The organism is Bacteroides cellulosilyticus DSM 14838 (assembly GCF_000158035.1).
GTDB lineage: Bacteria > Bacteroidota > Bacteroidia > Bacteroidales > Bacteroidaceae > Bacteroides > Bacteroides cellulosilyticus.
Map to the genome: position 1 here is coordinate 17256 of NZ_EQ973490.1, position 24684 is coordinate 41939.

The following is a 24684-nucleotide window of genomic DNA, read 5'->3' on the forward strand; positions in this document are numbered from 1 at the left end:
TCTGTGGTGAATTAATTCATAACCCTACAAAAGTGCACAAAACATAACCAACAGAAATTCAGCTCATATTCTGGATATTAGCTATATACATCGGACGCGCAGCATCTATATATCGAACATGTCGCATCTATATATCGGACATGCAGTATCTATATATCCAATACCACCGATATATAGATGCTAAAAGAGCGGGATGAAAGAAAAGTGTTCAGCCTTTCTAATACAGATGTTCCTATATCCTCGAAAAACAGTTCTCCAAATGCCACACTTAAACGTATGAAATGCCACATCTGAGTGCCTTAAATACCACACTTGAAGAAGTGCGAAGTATGGCATTCCGGACGTTTAAGTGTGGCATTCTGGTTACTGAGATGTGGCATTCCGGTTACTTATATATCAAAGCCCCCTTAAATAAAAGTTGATGTGATTTACTCTCACTACTCTCACTTTTGAAATAAGCAGTTGATAAACAAAATATTAAGTGTGAGTGAGAGTAAATTTTGGGCGTGGGGGTAAGTTCCCTACCCTCACGCTCAAAATTTTATTCCTACAGATTAACTTGCTATAACACAATAAGATATTCCGCATTTGGCGTAGATGCCGTATAGGCCCGTAATCCGGTATTTTTAGCTTTTTTCCCCCGCATAAACGGCGGTATGTAGCCCTTTCCAAGGATTATTCTCCTAATAAATGTATCGTTTCTGTAGAGTTCATGGGGGAGGGAGGCTATCCGCGTAATCCCTATTCATCCTGTCAACCACGAGGTTCATGCAGTGTAAGAAAACCGAAAAATCTGCAGTTTCTCCTTTTACAGGAAGTTAGGAGTTTGCTGACAAGAAGTTAACTTCCTGTCGACAAACTCCCAACTTCTTGTCGACAAGAAATTGGGAGTTTGTAACATATTGATAATCAGCAATGAATTTCCTTGTGTAAAAAGAGTATTCGTGTGCATATATTACTCACTTTTACATGAATCGGACTTGCCTGAAATTACATTGCTTGTTGTAGATAAGAACAAGCAATGTAATCATTCATTGCATTGCTTATTCTGGATCATAACACCGCTTGTTTTCAGATGTTATTCAATAAGTATTTTTTCTTCCTGCAGTCTTTCAGTTTTTTCCAAACGCCCTGTTCATCGGCATTTCAGCTGAAAGATACCTGAAACTACTATAAGGCGGGAAGTTTCAGCCGTAACGTCGATGAACAGGGGATTCCGTGAGGCCTGAAAGAACGGAAAGAACTTTTTACGGAAAAATAGTGGATGCAGAGTGATAGTTCATAACAGGTACAGAAATGAGTCAAATGGTCAAGTAATGCTATCTTAATTCTCCTCCAGTTGGAGGAGGGGAATTGAGATACTCTATTTACTTAATATTGGAATTATCATTTAGCTCATAACCGAAAAGAAATACCAAAAACTATCCGATATATATCGCTGGAAAAACAACTATACTTCGCTAAAAAGAGAGGATACACGGGAGTTAAGCTGCCGAACCGGCACTTTTATCTCTTTCCTTTACGACTGTTAGGGAAAAATGTAGTATCTATTTATTCTTTCCACCGTGGTGGAAAGAATAAACCTTTGCAGAAAAATACGCTAATCTTCCACAGAAAGGAACTTAGGAGATGCCGGTCTCCGTTTTATCTTCTTACGTATCCACAGGTAATATCCGGTCAGCGGAAGACTTGCGCCTATCAATGCTGCAGCGAAAGTCAGTATCCGCGTCAGCATACCGCCCCAACTGCCCACATGCACGGAGTAAATCCAGCCACGGATTTTGCCGGAGTTATCCAGGTCCTTATAGAGAGTAGTTTCGGTAATCTCGCCATTACGGGGATTGAACTTATAACGGTCTGTTCCCCGTTGGTTACCGAAACGGGGGACAGCAACACTGGCAGAACCGTCGGAAACACTAATCTGCTTGTAGTCTGGATTTGCCTCGGCCAACTGTTCATATACCTGTTGCCAATTAGTATAAGGAGAATACCTGTGTGCGCCACGGCCTTCCCTACCCTCCGGTTTACCGTCCCGCTTACCGCCTTTGGCGGTCGCATTGGCTGCCGCGTTGCCGTGTCCCATACTGGGCTGCACTTCCACGCCAAAGGTTTTATAAAATCCTGTCCTGTACCACTGGAAAGACCACGTCAATCCTGTAAGAGCCATAGCCAGCAAGAATACAAGTGCATACATTCCGCCCGCTACATGCAAGTCGTACCAAAAGCGACGCCAACCTTTATTCGCTACAATCTTCAGACTGTTCTTCAATGCCTTGCGCGTACGCGGCCACCAGACGACTACACCTGATATCAGTACAAACACGAACATCAACGTACTGGTGCCGACAATCATCTTCCCCCAGAAGATGCCGCCATCCTGCTTCATGCTGTCCAGCAACCAACGGTGCATCCGGAACATAAAGTTGAAAAAGGGCGCCCGTTCATACTTCCCCGTAATCTCACCCGTATACTGATCCACATACATAGATGCACGACGAGGTTTGGAAAGCGTGACTTGGTAAGCCCGTTCAGGATCAGACGAAATATTAACGCCGGTCACTGACACGCTATCGGGCAAGGTTGCCGCCACTTTAGTCATCAATTGCTCCATGGGTAGCGGAGCAGCCTCAACCTTTTTCACAAAGTAGAGCTCACGATGGCAAAGTTCCATCACCTCTTTCTCGAATACCAGTGCTGCACCCGAAAAGCAGATCAACGTAATCAGTATCCCGAAAGGAACGGAAAGCCACAAGTGTATATTACGGAATATCTTTCTCATTATGTCAATTTATGAAGTTCGTAAAAAAGAGCCTGGCCGGCACATACCAGCAGGCTCTTTATCCCTAATTATAATCAATGAATGGTTTTGCACTTATTTAGTAGGTGTCAACCGACCCACACCGCTGATCTGAGTAGCTTCAATGGTAACTCCCTTCGTTGCAGTGGCGCTCGACGGATTGATCTTGTAGATGGCAGGATAACCCTCGGTTGTCGTTACAGTCAGATAAACATTGCCATTTTCGGTATAAGGCGCGTTGCCGAAACCGGAAATCAAATTAGTCTCAGGCAAGCCGGTTACATAAGTCAGCTTCTTGTCGCCTGCCTTGAAGATGGCCAGTTGATTCGCAGTAAAATCTTCTTCAGTCAAAGGACGGTCATACATCAACATCAGGAAGTAGTCACCCGTAATGTGCCAGCAACGGAGGAAAGATTTTCCGCCACTTTGAGCTTCCAGATCACAATAGTAATCATCAAAGTCTTCCGTGCCGTTAGGAATACGTACTACACCGGCAGGCAAAGTAGTCTGTTGGCGCACATCATCCATCGTCTTTGCAAAACTGGGAGAGAAAACGTAGATATCACCGTTGTCTGCTTCCCAGATTGTCTGGTAATACTGAGATTTATTGCGTCCGCAAGCATAGCTGATTTTATCTGTACTGATCAGTTTCTTGCTGGTAAGAGTCTCATCATCGAAGATAGCTACCCAACATTCATTCGGATATTGCGTCCATTGCAACTCTCCTTTTTTATAGCTGCTACTGTTTGAGCCACCGTCTTCCTTTTTTATCAGGTCTTGATTACCCGGTAACACCCATTCGCCATTATTATACGCTGCGCCGTACTGGCTCAGCCCCATCGGAACAGCTGCGCTATAAATCTTGTTGCCGTGTTGCAAAATACCAGCCAGCGTCACAAACTCACCATTTCCCAGGAAATTCTCTGAGAGATAGGCCTTATTTTGAGTGTCATTGGTCTTATAAGTTTCGGCCTCTACATCCAGATAAGAAAGCAGGAATGTTTTAGGTAAGTAACCGTTATCATCGGCATACCCCGTATATCCGTCACCTGTAGAAGAAGTGATGATATATCCCCCGTAAATACCATAGCTGGTGAACCGCTTCACTGCATACTCGCCCGACCGTGCCACCATTTCATAATTTGAATTCATGACGAATGAACGGGTAGTACCGGCATTACCTTGATTGTAGGTCAAACCATACAGATATTGATCTTTATAAAATATCCACTGTGACGCACCGTCATTCACAAGGCCATTGTTTATGGCGGAAACCGTTCCTTTATCCAATGTTTCGGAAGTCAGCAGAACGTTCGTAGTATTTCCCGAAGCTGTCACTGAGGATGCTATCACATACTCACCTCTACCTTCGGTGCCACCACCAAGGCTCGGCTCATTGTCAGTACATGCTGTCAGCGCCAGTCCGGTTATTGCTGTTGCAAAAAATCCAGTCAAAAAGTTATTCTTCTTCATCTTACTTTTACCTTTAATTTTAATCTAAACTATATAATCTATGAATCTTTAATTACCAAAATACACACGCACTTTCCCGTAGAATGCCCGCCCGGGCTTCTGAAGACTGAAATTGTCATACAGTTTCTCGTTCGTAAAATTGCGGCACTCAAACGACAAATTATACCGTCCGTTGCGCAGACTATAAGAAAGCGCCAGATTGTGCGAGAACTGATTAGGCACCACATAATCGTTCTTATTCGATCCGATATTAGATGAATAATAAGTAAAACTATGCAGATACTGGTTGTCATAGGAAACCGTCAGCGTATTACCTTTCTTCCAAAGGTTGCGCCAATAGAACGTCACATCCGAATCGGCAAACATATACGGCAGATTGGGCATACGCTCTTTATAGGCAAGATTGGCCGCACTGCTGGAGATCGAGGTCTTCATGTTGTCACGCACGTTCATCTGCGTAAAGTTTCCTCCAACACTCAGCCATCTTCCGAAACCATATCGGGCGGAAACATTAAAGCCTTTCGTCAACACCTTACCATAATTTATATAGGTAGCAGCTGATTTACCTCCACTCAGGTCGGCAATGTTACGCTGAATATAGTCTTTTGTATTACGGTATATCAAGCCTCCTTCCACATATACGGAGTGTTTCCCGAATGTCCGGGTATAGCTGAGGGTAAGGTTCAAGTTGTCGCTATTCTCAGGCTTGATGCCGATATCTCCCATTTCCAGGTCTTCATCACCGAACATTTCTTCAATAGTAGGCAGTCGATAGGCTTTCTCATAGGACAATTTGGCCTGAAGACCGGGCAATATGAAATAGGTTCCGGCTGCACCATAACCCATGGAGCTCACATCGCGAGTAGTGCGCACATACTCACTCTGATTACTGGATGTAGCCATCGGCCCTCCTACAAACTGGTGGTAATATTTGCCGAATACGGAGAAGTTCCAGTTTTCAGACGGCATCAGGCGATAGGACAGGCCGGAAATATTCTTGCGTGTTTCCTTGGCGATAGCCTCTTTTTGCTCTTCCTTGGCAAGCAGCGAGGTGTTAGAACGGTGGAAAGCATTCAATACATGATTGAAAGTCAGCATCTGTACCCTATTGATGCGGTAGTTCACAGTCAGCGTACCATTCCAATTGTTATTGTCCGCCCGTGAATATTGATAAGACTGTTCACCGGGAGAGTTCATCAGCGCCTTCTGCCCATACCAATTGTACTTGTATGAGGCAGTATCCACATTAGTGGTTTCATTCTTATTGTAATTGACGGTCAGTGCCACATCCAGACCTTTGGTGAGCAGGTCACGCTTGCTATATTCCAATGAAGGCATCAGTGAATGACCTTTACGATGCTTCTGACCGTATACGATTTCCTGACGGACACCGGTCTGTATATCCTTATACATGTGCGAATAGGTGAAACCCAGCAACAGACGATCCGCCCATTCCTTATCTACAAAACCAATCTTTCCGATAATGGCTTCGTTATGGTACGTATCGTTGAAGCGCTTTACGCGCACCTTCTTATCCCTGTCAATTCTGCCGGTTTCGAAATCTTCTACCGGTGCCTCTACATGATAGTCGTTATCCGAATAATTCTGGAAAGCATTGATTTCATAAGTTAAACCATTCTTAAAGGTTTGTCCGAAGTTGACGTATGATTTATGTGTATTAAATGAGCCATAAGAATAGGAGGCATCCAGAAACCAGCGGCGACGTTTCTTGTTAGTTACAATATTGATAACCCCACCGATAGCATCGGTACCGAATCCCACAGGTACCACTCCTTTATAGACCTCAATCCGGTCGGCAAAGTTCACAGGAATATTGTTCAGTCCGAAAGAATTTCCTACGCCTTCCTGCGGTACACCGTCAATGAATACTTTGACGTGCTTTCCACTGAATCCATCCAGCATGAGTTGCATATCCGAACCCACACCACCCGATTCACGAAGTTTCATACCCGGTGCCTTGGTTAAGGCGTCACTCAGATTCTTAGTAGTGTTCTGTAACTCTTTCGTATCGACAGCCACTGCATTAAAGGCTGATCTCTTCAAACGGGTCACCCCTGTAGAAACAATGGTCACTTCGTCCAACTGCTGTGTCTCGGGAGTAATCGTGAGGTTCTGTTTCACACGCTCCCCTGCAATCAGCTTCACTTGTTTCTCCACTGTTTTATAGCCGATGGCAGACACGATCAATGTATAGTTACCAGCGGGTGCTTTTATATGGTAAATACCTTCCTGATTGGTAGTTCCACCATAACTGGTACCCTTCAGGTAGACAGTCGCAAAATCAACGATTTCCTTCTCAGTAGACAGTATCTTACCGGAGATCATTGCTTTGTCTTGTGAAAAGACAGATAATGAAGAAATTAACAAGACAACGAGAACGGAGAGTTTTATTATATTTGCTTTCAATTTACAAAGAGTTTTATACGATTAATAAATCGCTGCAAAGGTCTTTATAAAAGGGAGGCAAAACAATCGCTATATGCAGGTAAATATCTTACAGGAATATTCGATAGGAGTATACGCCGCAATCGCTATTAATAGGTATATTGCATTAACACAAAAGGATTTCAGCATAGTTCTTTACAAAAAAGAGGCGGCATACTCATAATGAGCATCCACCTCTTCATCCACTAACCTTCATCAGCAGTTCTCAACTTACTGAACTAAACCATTTAGATAAACCTCAACATTAGTATAATTTACATCTAACGTATAATCAGATGCATCCAAAGCATTGTGAGGATTTAATCCATGCTTACTTTCCCACACATCAGGCATACCATCCCCGTCACTGTCCTTCAATGCTTTCCCTACTTTCAGAACAGGCCATCCGCCCACATCCTTCTGTGAGTCGATAATACCGTTTGTGCCGAATGTGCCAATCCCTTTCTTTACCTGAAGTAATACTTCACGATCATAGGTATCTTGAGCAAAGCTGCAACCCACAGACTCCAGAACCCGTTGATATGCTATAACAGGTGTATCTTCATGAATAGGTTCACATGGAAAGGGAGAGTCGGTTAGACAGGATGCACACTCTTCACCCGGAACCGGGATAGCTTCGATAGAGATACCGGAGTTCGGCCCGGCACTCTTATTGCCGGGTATATAACATTTTCCAGGACGATCCGCTACGGCACTATGGTTATCACATGTCACAGCATCATCCCCCTCCATCACGTTGCCGGCCACATAATAGCGCCCGGTACCATCTTCCGCCACATCAAGCAGACGATGATGCTGTGAAGCAGGCCCTGGTTTATAATAGTTATTCACCATATTGATCTCGGCATGATGTCCACCTCCATAAGCTGTCTTAAAACCCCAGTTATACACCACGTTATTCCGGTAATCCACCCATTTAGTACCATCCACAGAAGCAAAACGGGGATTACGACTTGCATGATTTGCCAACAGATTGTGATGGAAAGTAGCCTTATACCCTCCCCAAATACCACCAAAGCCATGACTCCCTTTAGTATGTACCGAAGTGTTCAGACTATGGGTAACCAGGCACCATTGTACTGTGAGATTCTCAGTCTTGTAAATAGAAAGACATTCGTCAATACTCCAACTTACGGAGAGATGGTCAAGAATTACATTCTTCTGTCCATAACGTCCTCCTCCTAAACCATCACTATCCAAATTGTTCAGGTCGCCAACACGTACACGAATATAACGGATAATAACATTGCTTGCATTCACTACCAACGGATAATCTTTCAAACAAATACCATCTCCCGGAGCAGATTGTCCTGCAATAGTAATACTATCATTATTTACACGAAGTGGAGATTTCAGCTCAATGGTACCATCTACAGCAAAGACCACTATACGAGGCCCCATTTGCTCCACCGCATCGCGAAAACTACCTTCACCACTATCATTCAGATTTGTCACAGTCAACACACGCCCACCACGTCCGCCGGTAGTCCATTTCCCATATCCTTCGGCACCCGGAAAAGCGATTTGTTGCGCTTGTATGCAAGAAACCGCCCCTAACAAACAGGCTACAAGAATAATCTTTTTCATGATCAATGTATTTTAATCAGGTTATTGTTTCCTCTAATGAACAAATAGAATATTTTTCCTCTCAAAATGATAAGAAAAAGGCGGTGCATCCTAATTATGCGCCCGCCTTCCCCTTTTACCATCAAGAAAAACTTACCTATCAATAAGACGGATGCTGCTGACCGGCAAGCCCCGGATTCACATCGATTATGTTCGTAGTATTAAACGGTAATATTTCTACCATATTCTTCTTCATACCATAGAATACACCAGTCTTACCTGTAATCCATGCATTATTAGAAGAAAGACCTTCAACATCTTCCACACAAAGATTTCCTTTTTGTTTTATGGAATTAATGCTGAACATATTCAGAATTGTATATTCCACTTCTTCTACTTTCTTTGCGTCAGCCGGCACATCTTCGCTCTTAAAATAAACTTTCCCATCAGCCTCAAAGAACTTTCTTTTTATTGCACCTTTGGAACCGGAATTTAATGTATGCATTGTTGTTAGTTCAGTCTCAGAGAGTCCCATATCCACCAAATCCTGTTCAGTTATTGAGATGTAAGGTAAAGCTATTGTCGGATCTGCAAAAGATGGGGTTGAAGCCAACTTATAAGCACGATATACATCAACATTTGCATATCTTCCTTCACGCTTGGCCAATTGAACCAACTTTTCTTTTTCTGTTGTCAGATAATCAACCAATATCCCCCAACGAGCTAAATCGCTCTTACGCAGTCCCTCATTAGACAATTCCAGTTTGCGTTCCTGTATAATAAAGTTTTTGAATTCTTCATAACCGGAAGGAATTGTACCAACTTTGGAGGCATCATTATTGAATGCACGCAGGCGAACATCTTCCACTGCTTTTTCAGCTTCAGGAGTAGCACCATTATTCAACTCATTCAAAGCCTCAGCATACATCAGCAAGACATCAGAGTAGCGCAATATCGGCCAATTGAAATCACGTTTACTATCAGAAGAACCTCTGACCTTTTTCCAGTTAATACGATATTTCCCCACACCCATACCGGCAAAAGTATTCATTTGATAAGCATTGTTGCCAGTAGATAACTTAAGACCATAATTACAAACAGAAACATCACGCCGCTGGTCGTCTTCTTCAAATTCAAAATAGAAGGTCGGCATAGCTATCATCTGGCTACCGCCTTTTCCTAAACCTTCATTATCCGTACCACTTGTAGGAATACCATTTGTATAACCAGTACGAACATCCTGACCATTAGTACTGTACCAACCGTACTCAAACATAGTTTCATCATTATACTGCTGATTTCCCAAATCTCTGAAAATTTGATCATAATCATCCAAGAGTCGATTTTCTCCTTTAGTTATCACAGCTTTACAAGCATCCGCAGCTATTTGATAGAGTTCTTTTATACGAGCCGCATCACTACGTTGTGCAATTTTCAAACTACTCTGATTATAGGGTACTGTATTCAAATCCCAACGTAAGGAGTAACCGGCAGCGTAAAGAGCTACACGAGCCAAAATTCCATAAGCTGAATTTTTCGTGAAACGCTCGGGGGTAGCAACCATGCCTTCACTTTTCCAAGGGAGCAATTCAATTGCACGTTTCAAATCTCCAATACAATGATCATAAATAGTATCACGACTGACACGCGAAGAAGAGAATGTAGTCAAATCTACTGTAGGTATATTAGTATAAGGTACATCACCATAAAAACGAACTATGTTCCAATATGCATAGGCCCTTATCGCCAAAGCTTCTCCCAGTAGTGCATCCACTTTCTTCTTCTCACCATCACTAACATTCATTTCCGGAAGATTCTTAATACAAACATTAGCATATTCGATGGCCTTATACATATTTGTATAAGTAGAACTCAACATACTGGAAGTATTAGTATAATCATAGTTGGCCACATTATATTTAGAATTGGACTCCGTAGAGGCGGATTCATCCGTACCCATCAATAATTGATAGCCCAGTTCTTGTGTGTGCAACCATGAATAACCACCCATCACGGTCATCTCCGCTCTTCCTACTGTTTCAAAAACAGTAGAACTATCCGCTTTTGATTCGGAAGGCATATCAAGCCAATCTTCACAGGAAGTGAAAACCAACAACATGGCAGCAGATATACCTAAAATATTCATTATCTTTTTCATATTAATTGTCTAATTTAGAATGTTAAATTTACGCCTACTACCCAACTCTTAGAACGTGGATAAGATGAGTTATCTATACCTGGTGTCAAGGCACTGCTTGATGCAGATACTTCAGGATCATACCCCGTATAGCCAGTAAAAGTATGAATGTTATTTAGAGTACAATATACGCGGGCATTACTGATTTTGGCACGTTGTACTAATTTCTTCGGTAAAGTGTAACCTAAAGTAATAGTATTCAAGCGCAAGTAAGACCCATCTTCCAAATAGTAACTACTACGTTCACTAATAGCAGTTTTGTTATTACCTGAAATATTCCATAAAGCATCACCACTATATTGATGTGGGTTTAGAGTAGCCAAACGTGCTAAATCAGTACTTTCCTTACCTGTTGATGGATCAATCAATGTGAAACGATTCTTCATTTTTTCAAGCGTATTTTGGTTAGCCAAGTACGGACCAATAAAACGTTGCGTACTCATGCTGAACACATCATTGCCTACAACAAAGTTCATGAAAATAGTCAAATCAAATCCTTTGTAAGTAAAGGTATTGTTCCAACCTCCGATAAAATCAGGGGCTGCATTTCCTATTACAGTACGGTCATTAGTTCCCCATACCGGATTTCCATCTGCATCTACTTCACCAGCCGTCGGCCTATATTTAGCATCACCTGGTTTTACATTTTCACGATTAGAACCTTTCAAATAAGGAATACCATCCTTCAAAGTATAGCCACCGTCAGCATTCTGAACAAAATCATCTGTCGTATAGATACCATCATAAATCAAACCAAAAAATTGTCCTAATGGTTTTCCCTCTTCAATCTTGAAACCCATACGAGATTCATATTCTGCTATGAAGTTATCAGTTTCACCATCTCCATAAATATCCAATACCTTTGAACGGTTAAAAGCTATATTGAAATCCATTGTCCAACTGAAATCCTTCGTACGGATATTAGTTGTATTCAAAACTAATTCCACACCGCGATTACGAATGGAACCAATATTCTGAAATTGATGAGTATAACCGGTAGAAGTTGGTATCTTATTCTTAATCAACAGATTGGAAGACTCATTATTATACCAATCTACAGACAGATTGACACGGCTATTAAATATTGATACATCCAAACCTATATTGGTGGTGGTGGTTTTTTCCCACTTCAATTTTTTGTTTCCAAGTGTTGTACCGGGTACAAGTGTAATGTAATCGCTACCATTATAGCCATAATGCCCCGATCCATAATCTGTAGCATACATATTGTTATCAACATTATTATTACCCGAAGTTCCATAACCTACACGCAGTTTCAGATTCTGAAAGAAATCAAAATCCTTCATGAAGCCTTCTTCAGAGATACGCCACGCCGCAGACGCTGAAGGGAAATAACCCCACTGTTGACCACGGGCAAACTTAGAAGAACCATCGGCACGTAATGTTCCCGTAAATAAATAACGGTCACTATAATTGTAAGAAAGACGACCAAAAAGAGAAACAAGACCTATCCGACTTTTTCCCGACTTCCACGTTTGCGGAGTACCCATACTGACATCATTCAATCCAAAGTTACCATCTGAGAATTTGCGATATTCGTTATCCAAATTCATAGACTCTTGATACCAAGTTTCTTGACCAAGCAAGACATTAAAACGATGAGCTTCTTTCACATTAAATGCATAATTTAATGTATTTGTAATCTGCCATGAGAACTTTTCACTATTGTTACGATAACCATAACCATAAGGACTTTGATTGGAAGAAGCTGTCTTAGTATTACCATTATCCCAATAATCATGACGAACTTGCTGCCACATATAACTTCCAGAAGTACGGAAAGTTAAATCCTTCAATATATCTATTTCCAGCCCGGCATTCACCGTAGCCATACGGGTATATTTCTCGTTAGTAATAGATTGATTATTAATAATCGGATTATTTGCATCATAATTGTCTCCGCCATACATTTCAGAGAAAAGATCCGCTAAATCAGAGCCTAACAGTTGTTCATTGGTCCATTTTACACCACCAGTTACCGGCTGTAAAATAGTCTGCTTCAAGGTTCCTCCCAATGAACCACCTCCATCAACTTTAGTCATTTGTAAACTGGAAGAAAAGTCAAAACGTACACCTTTCCATAATTCATGATTAATTTTGGCACGAATACTATTCTTTTGATAACCATGTTTGTCCATTATACCATCTTCACCCGTATAGTTGTAGCTCAGCATGTATTTAGTTTTCTCACTACCACCACTGATATTCACATTGTGATTCTGAGTGATACCTGTATTACCAAACACCTCATCCTGCCAATCAATGCCAGCACGATTACCGTATTCATTAGCAATACGACTATAGGCACCAGTATAAAAATCACCAGAATTAATATCTCCACCAAAAATATTCGAGAAGTTATCTTCATTGCCACGAAGCAATTGGAATTCATATTGATACTTTACGTAATCTTCAACTCCCATTAAATCCAACTTCTTTCCTAAACGGTCAAAACTAACAAAACCATTATAAGATATTTCCGTCTTACCTGCCTTACCGGATTTTGTCGTAATCAATATAACACCATTCGAACCACGAGCACCATAGATAGCCGTTGCTGAAGCATCCTTCATGACATCAATAGTTTCGATATCATTAATATCCACATTCTGCAAACCATTCTCCATCTGAAAACCATCGACGATATAAAGCGGTTCAGTGCCTTGCGTAATAGATGTACCACCACGTACCGTAATATTGATATCAGCACCTGGAGCTCCACTTTGCTGTACAATATTCACACCAGCTGCCTTACCCGCTAATGCTTGTGCGGCAGTAGTCACAGGGGCCATGGCTAAATCCTTGCTACCAACAGAAACAGAAGAACCAGTCAATTCTTTACGTTTCACCTTCGCATACCCAATAGCAACGACCTCTTCCAACATTACTGAAGATTCTTTAAGCGTAACTGCAAAATGGGTTTTGTTACCAATAAGAACAGTTTGGTCTTCATAACCAATAAACGAAACCACCAATTCCTTAGCCGAAACAGGTACAGAGAGTTTGAAATTACCATCCATATCGGTAATAGTACCAATAGATTTGTCACCTTTCACCGTAACAGAAGCACCGATCACCACGTCAATCGCATCGCGAACCGTACCGGTAAGCGTCTTGTTCTGGGCAAAAATGCTTAGAGGACAGCTTATTAATAGAAGCATTAATAAGCACATTTTTCTGTGTAAGATTCTCATAGATTATTAATATAATTTGATTAATAAATAAATTTAAGCCTAACCAAATGCACAACCGTTATCGAGCACATTATTCTGGTTGCAAATATATAATTTGAAACCAGCCTATAAGATGTATTTTTTGACCGAAACACTTTCTCTTTTGATTTTCTTAATAAATAACCTAATAGTTCAAACAAAAAATAGGATTTATTGCAGTATTCTTAATAGGTTAAATATAAAATCAATCCTAAAAATGCCATTAAAAAAGGATGTTCAAAATAGAACATCCTTTCTTCGTAAACTATCATTACAGTTACTCAAAACTCACCGGGTAATGGCCAATTGGGAGTAGGCACATGCATTTTCTCCATTTCCTTTTCAAATTCAGCTATTACTCCAGGATATTTATCGGCTAAATTCATAGACTCTGTCATGTCTTCCTTTATATTATATAATTCTAAAGGGGCATCTTTTTTAATAGTAACAACTTTCCAGTCACCTCTGCGAGCTGCACGTTGTTTTCCGGGAAACTCCCAGTACAGTAAACGATTATCCGTATCCATCTGTTTACCATAGAATAGAGGTAAGACATTTATCCCATTTAAATTTTGAGGCAATTTATCTGTAGCATTAGCCAATGCGGCCAATGTAGGCATTACATCCGGGAAATAAATAATATTATTCAATTTCTGAACCGGAACTTTACCTGGCTGATTAACAATAAAAGGCACACGAATTCCTCCTTCATAAAGTTGACCTTTCATACCCTTCAGTGAACCTTTACATCCTAACTCGGCCAATGGTGCCTGCTTAGCAGCTCCATTGTCTGAAGCAAAAATGATCATTGTATTTTCACGCAATCCCAATCTGTCAAGTTCTGCCAACAAGCGTCCAATTGCTCGGTCCATGTGTGTGATAAGCGCAGCATACCGTTTAGTATTCATATCCCAAGTTTCATCATCATACCAAACCGTTTCATCTATAATATAAGGTTCATGCGGTGCATCATAGGCCAAATATAAAAAGAATGGATTTGTCTTGTTCCTATTTATAAATTTAATCGCATCTTCCGTTGAAAGATCAGTATTATGTTTTATATGTTTGTCTCCTTCATTCTCTTTTATATTTTCAAGTTTCTCATTATTAAAACGCCAATAAGGATAGTAATATGGATCATTAGAATAAACCGTACTAATAAGCCAGCCGTAAAACTCATCAAATCCTCGATTCAAAGGGGTAGCCTCAGGATTAAAACCATCCAAATGCCATTTGTTTACCAAACATGTCCGATAGCCAGCACTACTTAATACAGTAGCGATTGTTGTATCATTCGGTAACAAATGCATTCTTCGTATAGGCTTTGTACCTTTCATCCCTTCAATACCTCCTGCATTACAGAAATTATCACGAATGGTAGTGTTTCCTGTATTCCGCCCCGTCATCAATGCACAACGAGAAGGAGAACTTATTCCCGATCCTGCATAACACTGAGTAAAAGAAGTGCCAGTTGCTGCCAGTTTATCAATATTAGGAGTCTCAATATATTTATTCCCATAACAAGCCAAATCACAATAGCCCATATCATCCGCCAATATAAAAATTATATTAGTTTTTTTATCATTTACCGCAGTTGACTGCTGGGCCTTAACCACTATTTGAGGAAGAACCAACATATTTACGGCACAAAATCCTCCTAAAAGTTTATTCTTATTCATAATCTACATTTTTTTATTCACAGTTTCATTCTGTCTCACGAAAATTATACTCCAACACACATTATGGCATATCAACATTCTCATTATACTCCAATATCAATTCATCATGAGCTTTAATCTGAACGTCATCCAATTTCCACTCCTTAGCCCAAATGATTTTTCCAGCTTTATTACCTTCAATACAGACATTACGAAGTATAAAGTTTTCGATTTTGCTGTTTGCTATTCCAACTACATTCATACAAGTTCTTGCATTAGAAGCCGTTACATTATCAAGAGTAACATTCCGAAAGACAGGAGTACCTTGTTCCAAACTTACAGATTCTAACATTTTACTCCAGTACACTGGAATTTTCTCCATATCATATCCCTTCGGAAGTTTAGAAATACTATATGCAGGATTCCAATTCAAATCAACAACAAACGGCCGTTCAACCCCTATCATCTCGATGTCATACAAATAAATGTCTTCAATCACTCCACCACGCTGACAAGTACTCTTGAAACGCAATCCACATTTTGTACCTACACCTTTCATTCGGTATGCCACTATATTACGAATTCCCCCCGAAGTTTCACTACCACAAGTAAACATCCCCCCTCCAGAACCAGCTACACAGTCACGAATCACTACATATTGGCAAGGGCGATTCACCCTAAGCCCGTCACTATCTCGTCCAGCTTTCAAACAGAAATTATCATCATTGCAATTTATATTAGCATTCTGAACAAGAATATATTCAGATGAATCAATATCAATGCCATCTGTACTTGGACCATGGCCTTCAATATTATTACTAATTATAATGCCATCAATTGTTATATGCTTACTATACAAAATATGTAAACTCCAAAAACCGGGCTGATACAATACAATATCACGTACAGTCACATTCTCACATTCGGCAATAAGAATTCCGCGAGGGCGTTCACAATCATAATCCACAATCCAGCGTAATCCCTTTGCCTCATAATCCTCCCGCATATTCCAGTACTTATCCCAAAACACCTTGCCACGCCCATTTATCACTCCATCACCAGAAATAGCAGCATTTTTCTTACCAATGATATTTATCAATGCAGAAGGCCACTCCATTTCTATTCCTGCAACGCGCGTATCTATCTTCTTATAATCACCTATATCTTGAGAGCCTATAAGAGTAACTCCTTTTGAAATATGAAGATTTACATTGTTCCCTACAAATAAAGAACCGGTAAGATAAATGCCTGGATGAAACACTACAATTCCGCCTCCGGCTTGTTCTGCAGCATCAATTGCTTTTTGAATAGCCATAGTATTCATACTTAGAGCATCTCCCTTTGCGCCATAGTCTGTAACATTATATACAGCCTGCTGTACCGGATAAGACATAGCACCTACTTTTTTCATCCAAAAGAAATCTGGTATTTCTCTGCCATGAGCATTCGTGGATAAACCGGTCATCCATACAGACAACGCAAACAGAATAAAGTAATTCTTCATTATATAAATTGGATTAACAAGTAAATTATACGTTATTGAAAGGTCAATTAGTAAACAACAAATCTTGTAAAGGACAAAAGTAAACAATTATACAACCACAATTATATTCCTTTTGACCCTAATACTTTTCTTTTTGATTTTGTCCAATCAAAAAGTATCTATTATCTCATCTTAGCTTAAATTCTCTCCGCCTATTATTGTCAGAAGAGTCTTTCAATCTTTCAAAAGTATAGTTTATTCCTCATCCACAATTCCGGTTTCACGCCCAAAAGATCTATATTCCAAGGGGGTAAATCCAGTACGTTTTTTGAAAAGAGAGAAGAAATGCTCAGTGGATTTATAATCGAGCATAAAAGATATTTCCTTGACAGACTGGGATGTACCTACTAACAACTGCTTTGCTTTACGGAGTTTCAATTCCTGAAAATATTTGGCAGGTGCATATCCCGTATAATCCTTAAAAACCTTGCGAAACCAGGAATAGCTAATATTCAGTTTCATAGCCAATTCTTCCGGATCAATATCTTTGAACACATTTTCATTCATAATGATTTTCGCTTGTTCAATCTTTTGATCAACATCACCGACCTCAAAAATCTTATTCTTAGAAATGGAAAGGATCATTCCTATCATATGCAACACAATACCAGAAAGATATTGCTGAGAAGAAATCTTATCAGCTTCAGCAATTTCCAATGCACGCGAGAAAAGAGTAACTAATTCTTCATTCAACCCCACCTCTAATACTTGATTATCTTTAGAAAGGAAACCACCTTTCAACATATCATCTATGACCGGTCCTTCAAAACCAATGTAGTATTCATTCCATCCTGTCTGCTGGTATGGGTGGTATGTGTGCCACTGTCCGGGAAACAGCACCATGAGCCTTCCCTTACAAACTTGCTTCTCAGGAGTGGTCTCAGAGGTAAATAATCCTCGACCTTTAGTTATGTAAACTAGCTGATACTCACGTAAAACACGTCCTTTTTGAGCATTGAAGAAGTAACCAGAAGGGTGATCCTTCAAGGGATAGGGAGAATTCGGCTGGATAGACTGAAAGCCTACAGTATTTACCCACAGACCGAATTTCTGGTCCATGTCATTTACAATCAAGTACTTAAATTCAACCCCTAAATCATTATAGTTCTTAGTCATAATACGTGTTTTTACAGGATAGGATAGGTAAGGGCAAAAATAGAAATTATTTGCGAATAAAAAAATGTCCGCTCCGGGTTAATTCTAAAAATATACCGGAGCGGACTAATAAATACGAATAAAGAGAAAGAGTCTATTTCTTTACGACAATCTTATCATATTGTTGTTCGGCCTTGATTTCTGTATACTTAGGTGCATCTATCATCTCGATAAGTGCACGGAGTACAGGGCCTTCCCCCATAGGATCGTTCTCCTGGGTAGGACGGTTGTAATAGTATGCCACAGAAGGCATAATGCCGGTTCCTACACAAATAGAAGTTACATCACCATCATCTGAGATTTTTTTCATCATACCCTTCAAACCTTGTTCAGCCACATAGATAAAGTCCGGATGCAACCAACCCTCCTTCACACCACGGGCAATACCGAACACAAACATAGCGGTACCAGTGATTTCTTCATAAGAATCTTCCTTATCCAGCAATTGATGCCAAAGTCCGTTCTTACCTTGATAGCGTGCTACACCACTGGCTTGCTGACGGAAATTTTCAATAACCGCTTCACGCATCGGATGATCTTTCGGCATCATACTGAGCAAATCAGCTTGTGCCATAAACACCCAGCCATTGGCACGGCTCCAGTGAGCTACTCCATGTTCCTTGTTGTCTGTATGATAACAGTGATAATAAATCTGCTTTTCAGGACACCAGAGATAGCGATTATAATTCAACACCTGATTAACGGCATCATTGAAATACTTCTCATCACCGGTCAACTTACCCATACGTGCCAAAAAAGAAATTGCCATGAATGCATCGTCCGCCCAGATAGTATTAACGTGTGGCCAGATGCGGGCAATGGTACCATCAACCAGACGAGGTTCACCATAATTCAGATGTTCGGCAGTCTCATTAATGTAACCCAGAAATGAATCATTAGGATACTTCAACTGCAACTCTATCAAACTGGCTCCCATCGGTCCATTATCGTCCAGACGTTTGCCACGGAAGATCATGTGCCAACTCAATTTGCGGACAGCATTCCAACCATCCCGCTTAAAAGCTTCATCATATTGTTTACGGAAGAAATCAAGGTTACCTTCGTTGAATACGAAGTTCATATTCTTCAAAACATATTTCTCATACTTCTTATCACCGAGCTTATCACCCAGTTCCATCAAAGCCATGTTTGTTACCCCATTGGTATAGTGCCAGTTATTATACTTGCAAGCAACCTTTACATCCATATCAAGAGGTAACTTCTTGACGGACTTATATATTTCACCAGTCTTCGTATTCTTGAACTCGTATGTAGTGCTGGCAAGAATGCGGTCTGCAATCTTTACGGCAGCTTCTCTTGCCGTCATCTTAGTTTGGGCGGTAAGGGTTGCCACTGCCAACAGCAGGGCGAGGGAAAAGAATGTTCGTTTCATGATATTTGTTTAAGTACTTGATTATCATTTAGGAAGATTAAATGCGCGAGTCATTTCCTGCATTTGCTCCTGACTCATGCCATCAGGCTCAAAGCCCATGTTTTTGGCAGCAATATAAATCAAGGCAGATTTATTCAATACATCTACCTGATCGAAAGCAGACATAACATCCACATCTACAGCAAAAACACCATGTTTTTCCCACATAGCCACGTCATAATCTTCAAGTTGTTCAATAGTTGCTTCCGCCAGTTTCACGGAGCTTGGCAGTTCGTAAGGAATGATGCCTAAACCACGCGGACAGAAAGCCTTTGTTTCAGGAATCATACTCCAAAGTAAATTGGTAGCCACATCTTTCTCCAGGAATTTCTTGCAATGCGTCATAGCAATCAGTTCGATAGGATGGGTATGCAATGAAGCTTTATAGGGAGATCCTTTCTCAATCAAGCGATTGTGCACACTAAGATGGGCAGGAAGTTCGGAAGTAGGCATCACCGGATGATCGGCAATGATGACATAGCTGGCACAGTCATCCAGAATACGAATTACAGAACCGTGCTCCATCGGCCAACGGGCCAGATCGCGCATCCGTTTATTGGTGCCCTTGCAATAGAAATAGCAATCTTTCAGATACGGAAGAGTAGCACCGATTTGTTTCACTTCGCTGATGGCAGGCAATGCTTTTATTTCATCGTCTACAAATTCAGTAATATTCAGGGTGATATTACCGCCATTACGTTCGGCCCACCCTTTTTGCCAGAGATATCCGGCAACCTCTGCCACTTGATTGACTGCATAAGTCAATGCCGGACGGTTTTCGAGAATTGATTTCATTATAATAAATTAAGTTACGGGTTACGAGCTACAAGCTACGAGTCGCTGCGCTATCATACCGAAAGGCACTTGTAACTCGTAACTCGTAGCTATATATACTATTACACTTGTGCCATTGCCACCACAATAATAGAAGATATCAGAACTACCAACCCCAGAATAAGAACCGCAATCGTAGTATTGCTGACACCTTTCCATTCCTTCAACAGAATTCCCCAGACATTGCTGAACGTTACGTTCAATGACATCAGGATACTCCAGGAGAAAGCAAGCAGTACAGGACTGTCTGTCAGGAAGCTCTTACCCATTTCAAGGCCGAAGAACTGAGAATACCACAACACGCCTGCAAGCGCACAGAACAACAGATTATTCGTCAGTACCGAACCTTTCACAGAAAGATATTCCTTACCCGTCTTATTCTTGATATTCTGCCAAATACAGTAAGCGGCATTCGTACAGAAACCTCCAAGAGTTACCAGGAAAATTACAGGTAATCCGGCATAGAGCGCTTCTACTCCACCAGCCAAAGCAGCCTCTTTTATCGGTGTTCCCGCATCCAGACCGAGAGCGAAACAAGCGCTCATCACACCTGCCAACAGAGCCACAAGCAGCCCCTTTGTCAGAGCAAAATCCTTAACGGCAGCGCGTTTCTCCTCTTCCGTCATATTCTTGGAACGAAGACTACCGGCATATCCAATAATAGCAATACCTGCCAACGTGATACATACGCCGATGAGCAACATCAGTCCTTCACCATGAAGCAAGTCTTTTCCGGCAAACAAAGCCGGGAAAAGTGTTCCGAAACCGGCGCACGTACCGAGGGCAATACTCTGTCCGAGTGCTACACCCAGATAGCGCATACTCAAACCGAATGTCAGTCCACCCACGCCCCACAGAACGCCGTAAACCATTGCAGACAAAGCGCCTCCGGCCCCCCAAAGTTCAATCAGCGAACTTCCCGCCGGAATGGCAAGCAACGCACCTAACAATGGGAAAACAAGCCATGCAAAGATTCCCTGTACAAGCCAGAAACTCTCCCACGACCAGTTTTTCACCTTGTTAATGGGTACATACGAACTACTCTGTCCGAAGCTCCCGATAGCTATAATCAACAATCCTATCAGTGTATTCATGATAATAACGTTTAGTGATAAATGATGAGTGTTTAACACAAAGAACCGTACAAAGATACAGCTTTCTCCGCTAAACACTCGTCACTAACCATTAATCCCTCAATTACGTTTCGACGTAACGTCTGCTTCGTATTTCTGTATCTCAGTAATGAATTCCTCACCTACAGGTACACCGTTCTTCAGACAGAACATATCCCAAACAGCATTCCAAGGCAGAGATTTTCCTTCTTCGAGCAGAGCAAGGCGTTCAAACAGTTGATCGTTCGCCTCGTATTTACGCAATGTATCCAGCGGTTCCAACAGAGCTTGCAACACACACTTCTGTGTAGCACGGCTACCTACTACATACGCACCGATACGATTGATAGAAGCATCAAAATAGTCCAAACCGATATGCACACGATCTAACGCATTACAACGTACGATTTCTTTGCAAAGATCCATCGTCTCATCATTCATTATCGTTACATGGTCAGAATCCCAACGTACCGGACGGCTCACGTGCAACATGATTTCCGGAATAAACAGTAACAATGAAGACAACTTGTCGGCAACGCTTTCTGTCGGATGGAAGTGACCTGTATCCAACGTAACAATCTTATTACGGCTCACACCATAACCGATATAGAAATCGTTGGAACCTACCGTATAACTCTCCAGACCAATACCGAATACCTTAGATTCCACACAGTCCTTCATATTCTTGTATTCCACCTCGAAGATACGATCCAAAGAATCCTTCAGTAACTCGCGATATAACATACGGTTTACAGTAATATCCTTACTTCCATCATGCACCCACAGGTTCATGATACAAGGATCGCCCTGGCGTTTACCCATTTCCTCGGCAATAGCACGGCAACGTTTTGTGTGCTCTACCCAGAAATCACGGATTCCTTTATCAGGATTAGCAAGTGAAAGATTACCACTCTTCGGATGAGAGAAGGAGGTAGAGTTGAAGTCCAGCTTCATATTGTTTTCGGCCGCCCATTGTATCCAGCTTTCAAAATGAGCCGGCTCCACCTGGTCGCGGTCAACGAACTTACCGCCGAAGTCACCATAGATTTCATGCAGATTCAAACGATGAGTTCCAGGAATATAGCTGGCTGCCTTCAAGACGTCTTGTCTCAATTCTTCCATATTGCGAGCTTTGCCGGGATAGTTTCCGGTAGCCTGGATACCTCCTGTCAGCGCACCCTGCGCTTCAAATCCGGCTACATCATCTGCCTGCCAACAGTGCAGGGAGAGGGAAATCTTTTGCAAAGCATCCATTGCTTTTTCTACATCTACGCCAATAGCCGCATAACGTTCTTTTGCCAATTCATAGGCTCTCTGGATTAATTCTTCTTTCATGATGGTACTAGTTTTAATTATAAAGTTTTAAGTATTAAGTATTTTCTATTCAGGCGGTAAGGTAAATCAGGCTAACTGCAAGAAGTGCAGATAAGCAGCATTCCATACTTCCACATTTTCCGGGGTGAAGGTTTTCAACGGAATGGAACGGTTGATGAGCTGACGCATGGAAACAACGTCACTCGCCGCACCCGCTGTAAGGGCTTGTATCATGACATTACCGATTGCTGTCGCTTCTGACGGACCGGCCACTACTGGTATACCTACTGCATTGGCTGTCCACTGATTCAATAAATCATTACGGCTGCCTCCTCCGATAACATGCAGGGCCTCTACCGGACGGGGAGAAAGACCGCGCAGGTTCTCCAGCACCTGACGATAGCGCAGTGCCAGACTTTCGAAGATACACCGTACCACTTGCCCTCGGGTCTCCGGTATCGGCTGATGATGGTCAGCACAATAAGTACGGATTGCCTGTTCCATATTCATCGGATTGGCAAACAGAGCATCATCCGGATTTATCAGGCTACGGAACGGTTCACTGGCTTCCGCTTCGGCGATCAGTTCGGGATAAGAGATTTCTTCCCAATCGCAACGGCAGCGTTCCAGTAACCACATTCCACAAATATTCTTGAGTAAACGAATGGTTCCGGCAACACCGCCCTCATTCGTAAAATTTAAAGCTTCGGTTTCTTCATTAATAACCGGTGCATCCGTCTCTACCCCCATCAATGACCATGTGCCGCTACTCAGATAAGCAAAGTTACGATCCAATGCCGGCACAGCCGCCACAGCCGAAGCCGTATCATGCCCGGCAACAGCAATCACCGGAATTGCCCCCAACCCAGTGATCGTTTGTATTTCTTTAGTCAATACACCTATCTTTTCGCCCGGATAAACAAAACGGCCGAAATGCTCTTCCGTCAAACCGATTTCTTTTAACAATGCCGGTTCCAAACGACGCGTTTCAGCATTCACCAGTTGCGCAGTGGTGGCAATGGTATATTCTGTCACCATCTCCCCCGTCAATAAGTAACTAAGTGCGTCCGGCATGAAAAGTATTTTATCAGCTGCTTCCAGTGCACTATCTTTATTACGGCGTAAGGTATCTAATTGAAAAAGTGAATTGAAATTCATGACCTGAATACCTGTCCATCCATAAACTTGCTTACGGGGAACACGGGCGAAGAATGTCTCAGGAGCCCCCATGGTATGCGGATCACGATAAGAATAGGGCTGGCGAAGCAATCCACCGTCTTTACCTACGCATACAAAATCCACTCCCCAAGTATCAATTCCGATAGAAGTTATCTGTACATCATCCATGTGGGCAGCCAGTTTCAAGCCTTCCAAAATGTGACGATACAATTCGTAAATATCCCAGTAGTAATGTCCACCGACTTCGATCAGATGGTTAGGAAAGCGGTTTACATCCTGCAATTCCAATCCCTGCGGAGTAAATGTTCCCAATATGGTACGGCCGCTGGTAGCTCCCAAATCAACCGCAAAAAAGCAATGTTTCATGATATTAAATATAATTTGACGATACAAAAATAGGGGAAACCTCCCCTATGCTTTGTATTAGTTTTGATTGAAAAGGTGCTGTTTCTGATATTCTTACCAGAGAGTGCACAGAGATCAAATTACTCCTCCACTCCTTCACAATAACGGGTCACTATCTTTTCTCCTTCCGTATTACGAATATTCACATTCTTCATACTGATATTCTTACTATATATAAATTCAGCCCCCAATTTAGAAGTAATATCTATATCTTCCAACACAATACCATCAATCGGCATTTCAGGAATACCATTGAAGAATAAAGCACGGCGGGCTCCGGCGCAAACCAGGTTCTTCACATGAATATTACGGAAACAAGG

At 41.6% G+C, this 24684-nt stretch carries 15 protein-coding genes and 1 pseudogene; all 16 read right to left on the reverse strand.

Annotation, left to right across the window (positions count from 1 at the left end; genetic code table 11):
• Positions 1 to 808: 808 nt before the first annotated feature.
• Complete coding sequence (locus tag BACCELL_RS27105; protein ID WP_007210539.1) at positions 809 to 952, reverse strand: hypothetical protein; 144 nt, start codon at positions 950 to 952, stop codon at positions 809 to 811.
• Between the two features lie 648 nt (positions 953 to 1600).
• Positions 1601 to 2779, reverse strand: coding sequence for a PepSY-associated TM helix domain-containing protein (locus tag BACCELL_RS05190; RefSeq protein ID WP_007210541.1), 1179 nt, complete (start codon positions 2777 to 2779; stop codon positions 1601 to 1603).
• A gap of 93 nt (positions 2780 to 2872) precedes the next feature.
• A complete protein-coding gene (locus BACCELL_RS05195; RefSeq protein ID WP_007210542.1) occupies positions 2873 to 4270 on the reverse strand; it encodes a DUF4374 domain-containing protein in 1398 nt (465 codons plus the stop codon).
• A gap of 48 nt (positions 4271 to 4318) precedes the next feature.
• Positions 4319 to 6616, reverse strand: coding sequence for a TonB-dependent receptor (locus BACCELL_RS05200; RefSeq protein ID WP_007210543.1), 2298 nt, complete (start codon positions 6614 to 6616; stop codon positions 4319 to 4321).
• Between the two features lie 330 nt (positions 6617 to 6946).
• Positions 6947 to 8323: a pectate lyase family protein gene (locus BACCELL_RS05205; RefSeq protein ID WP_007210545.1), complete on the reverse strand. Its 1377-nt coding sequence runs from the start codon at positions 8321 to 8323 to the stop codon at positions 6947 to 6949.
• A gap of 139 nt (positions 8324 to 8462) precedes the next feature.
• Positions 8463 to 10460, reverse strand: coding sequence for a RagB/SusD family nutrient uptake outer membrane protein (locus BACCELL_RS05210; RefSeq protein ID WP_007210547.1), 1998 nt, complete (start codon positions 10458 to 10460; stop codon positions 8463 to 8465).
• A gap of 14 nt (positions 10461 to 10474) precedes the next feature.
• Entirely contained in the window at positions 10475 to 13681 is a 3207-nt protein-coding gene (locus BACCELL_RS05215; RefSeq protein ID WP_007210548.1) for a SusC/RagA family TonB-linked outer membrane protein, read from the reverse strand.
• Between the two features lie 332 nt (positions 13682 to 14013).
• The gene (locus tag BACCELL_RS05220) at positions 14014 to 15411 is read right to left on the reverse strand and encodes a sulfatase-like hydrolase/transferase (RefSeq protein WP_007210549.1); all 1398 of its coding nucleotides are present in this window, start codon (positions 15409 to 15411) and stop codon (positions 14014 to 14016) included.
• Between the two features lie 61 nt (positions 15412 to 15472).
• Positions 15473 to 16894, reverse strand: coding sequence for a glycoside hydrolase family 28 protein (locus tag BACCELL_RS05225; protein ID WP_007210550.1), 1422 nt, complete (start codon positions 16892 to 16894; stop codon positions 15473 to 15475).
• Positions 16895 to 17128: 234 nt separating this feature from the next.
• Positions 17129 to 18049, reverse strand: coding sequence for an AraC family transcriptional regulator (locus BACCELL_RS05230; protein WP_007210551.1), 921 nt, complete (start codon positions 18047 to 18049; stop codon positions 17129 to 17131).
• Positions 18050 to 18182: 133 nt separating this feature from the next.
• On the reverse strand, positions 18183 to 19481 hold the full coding sequence (locus tag BACCELL_RS05235; protein WP_007210552.1) for a glycoside hydrolase family 88/105 protein: 1299 nt from the start codon (positions 19479 to 19481) through the stop codon (positions 18183 to 18185).
• A 24-nt stretch (positions 19482 to 19505) separates the two neighbouring features.
• Positions 19506 to 20315, reverse strand: a complete 810-nt coding sequence (gene rhaD / locus BACCELL_RS05240) for a rhamnulose-1-phosphate aldolase (RefSeq protein WP_007210553.1) — start codon at positions 20313 to 20315, stop codon at positions 19506 to 19508.
• 101 nt (positions 20316 to 20416) lie between these two features.
• Complete coding sequence (gene rhaT, locus BACCELL_RS05245) at positions 20417 to 21448, reverse strand: L-rhamnose/proton symporter RhaT (RefSeq protein WP_007210554.1); 1032 nt, start codon at positions 21446 to 21448, stop codon at positions 20417 to 20419.
• A 99-nt stretch (positions 21449 to 21547) separates the two neighbouring features.
• Positions 21548 to 22801 (reverse strand): L-rhamnose isomerase, encoded by a 1254-nt coding sequence (locus tag BACCELL_RS05250; protein WP_007210555.1) that lies wholly within the window; start codon positions 22799 to 22801, stop codon positions 21548 to 21550.
• 66 nt (positions 22802 to 22867) lie between these two features.
• The gene (locus BACCELL_RS05255) at positions 22868 to 24325 is read right to left on the reverse strand and encodes a rhamnulokinase (protein WP_007210556.1); all 1458 of its coding nucleotides are present in this window, start codon (positions 24323 to 24325) and stop codon (positions 22868 to 22870) included.
• Between the two features lie 119 nt (positions 24326 to 24444).
• Positions 24445 to 24684 (reverse strand): annotated as a pseudogene (locus tag BACCELL_RS05260) (glycoside hydrolase family 28 protein); the annotation flags it as partial.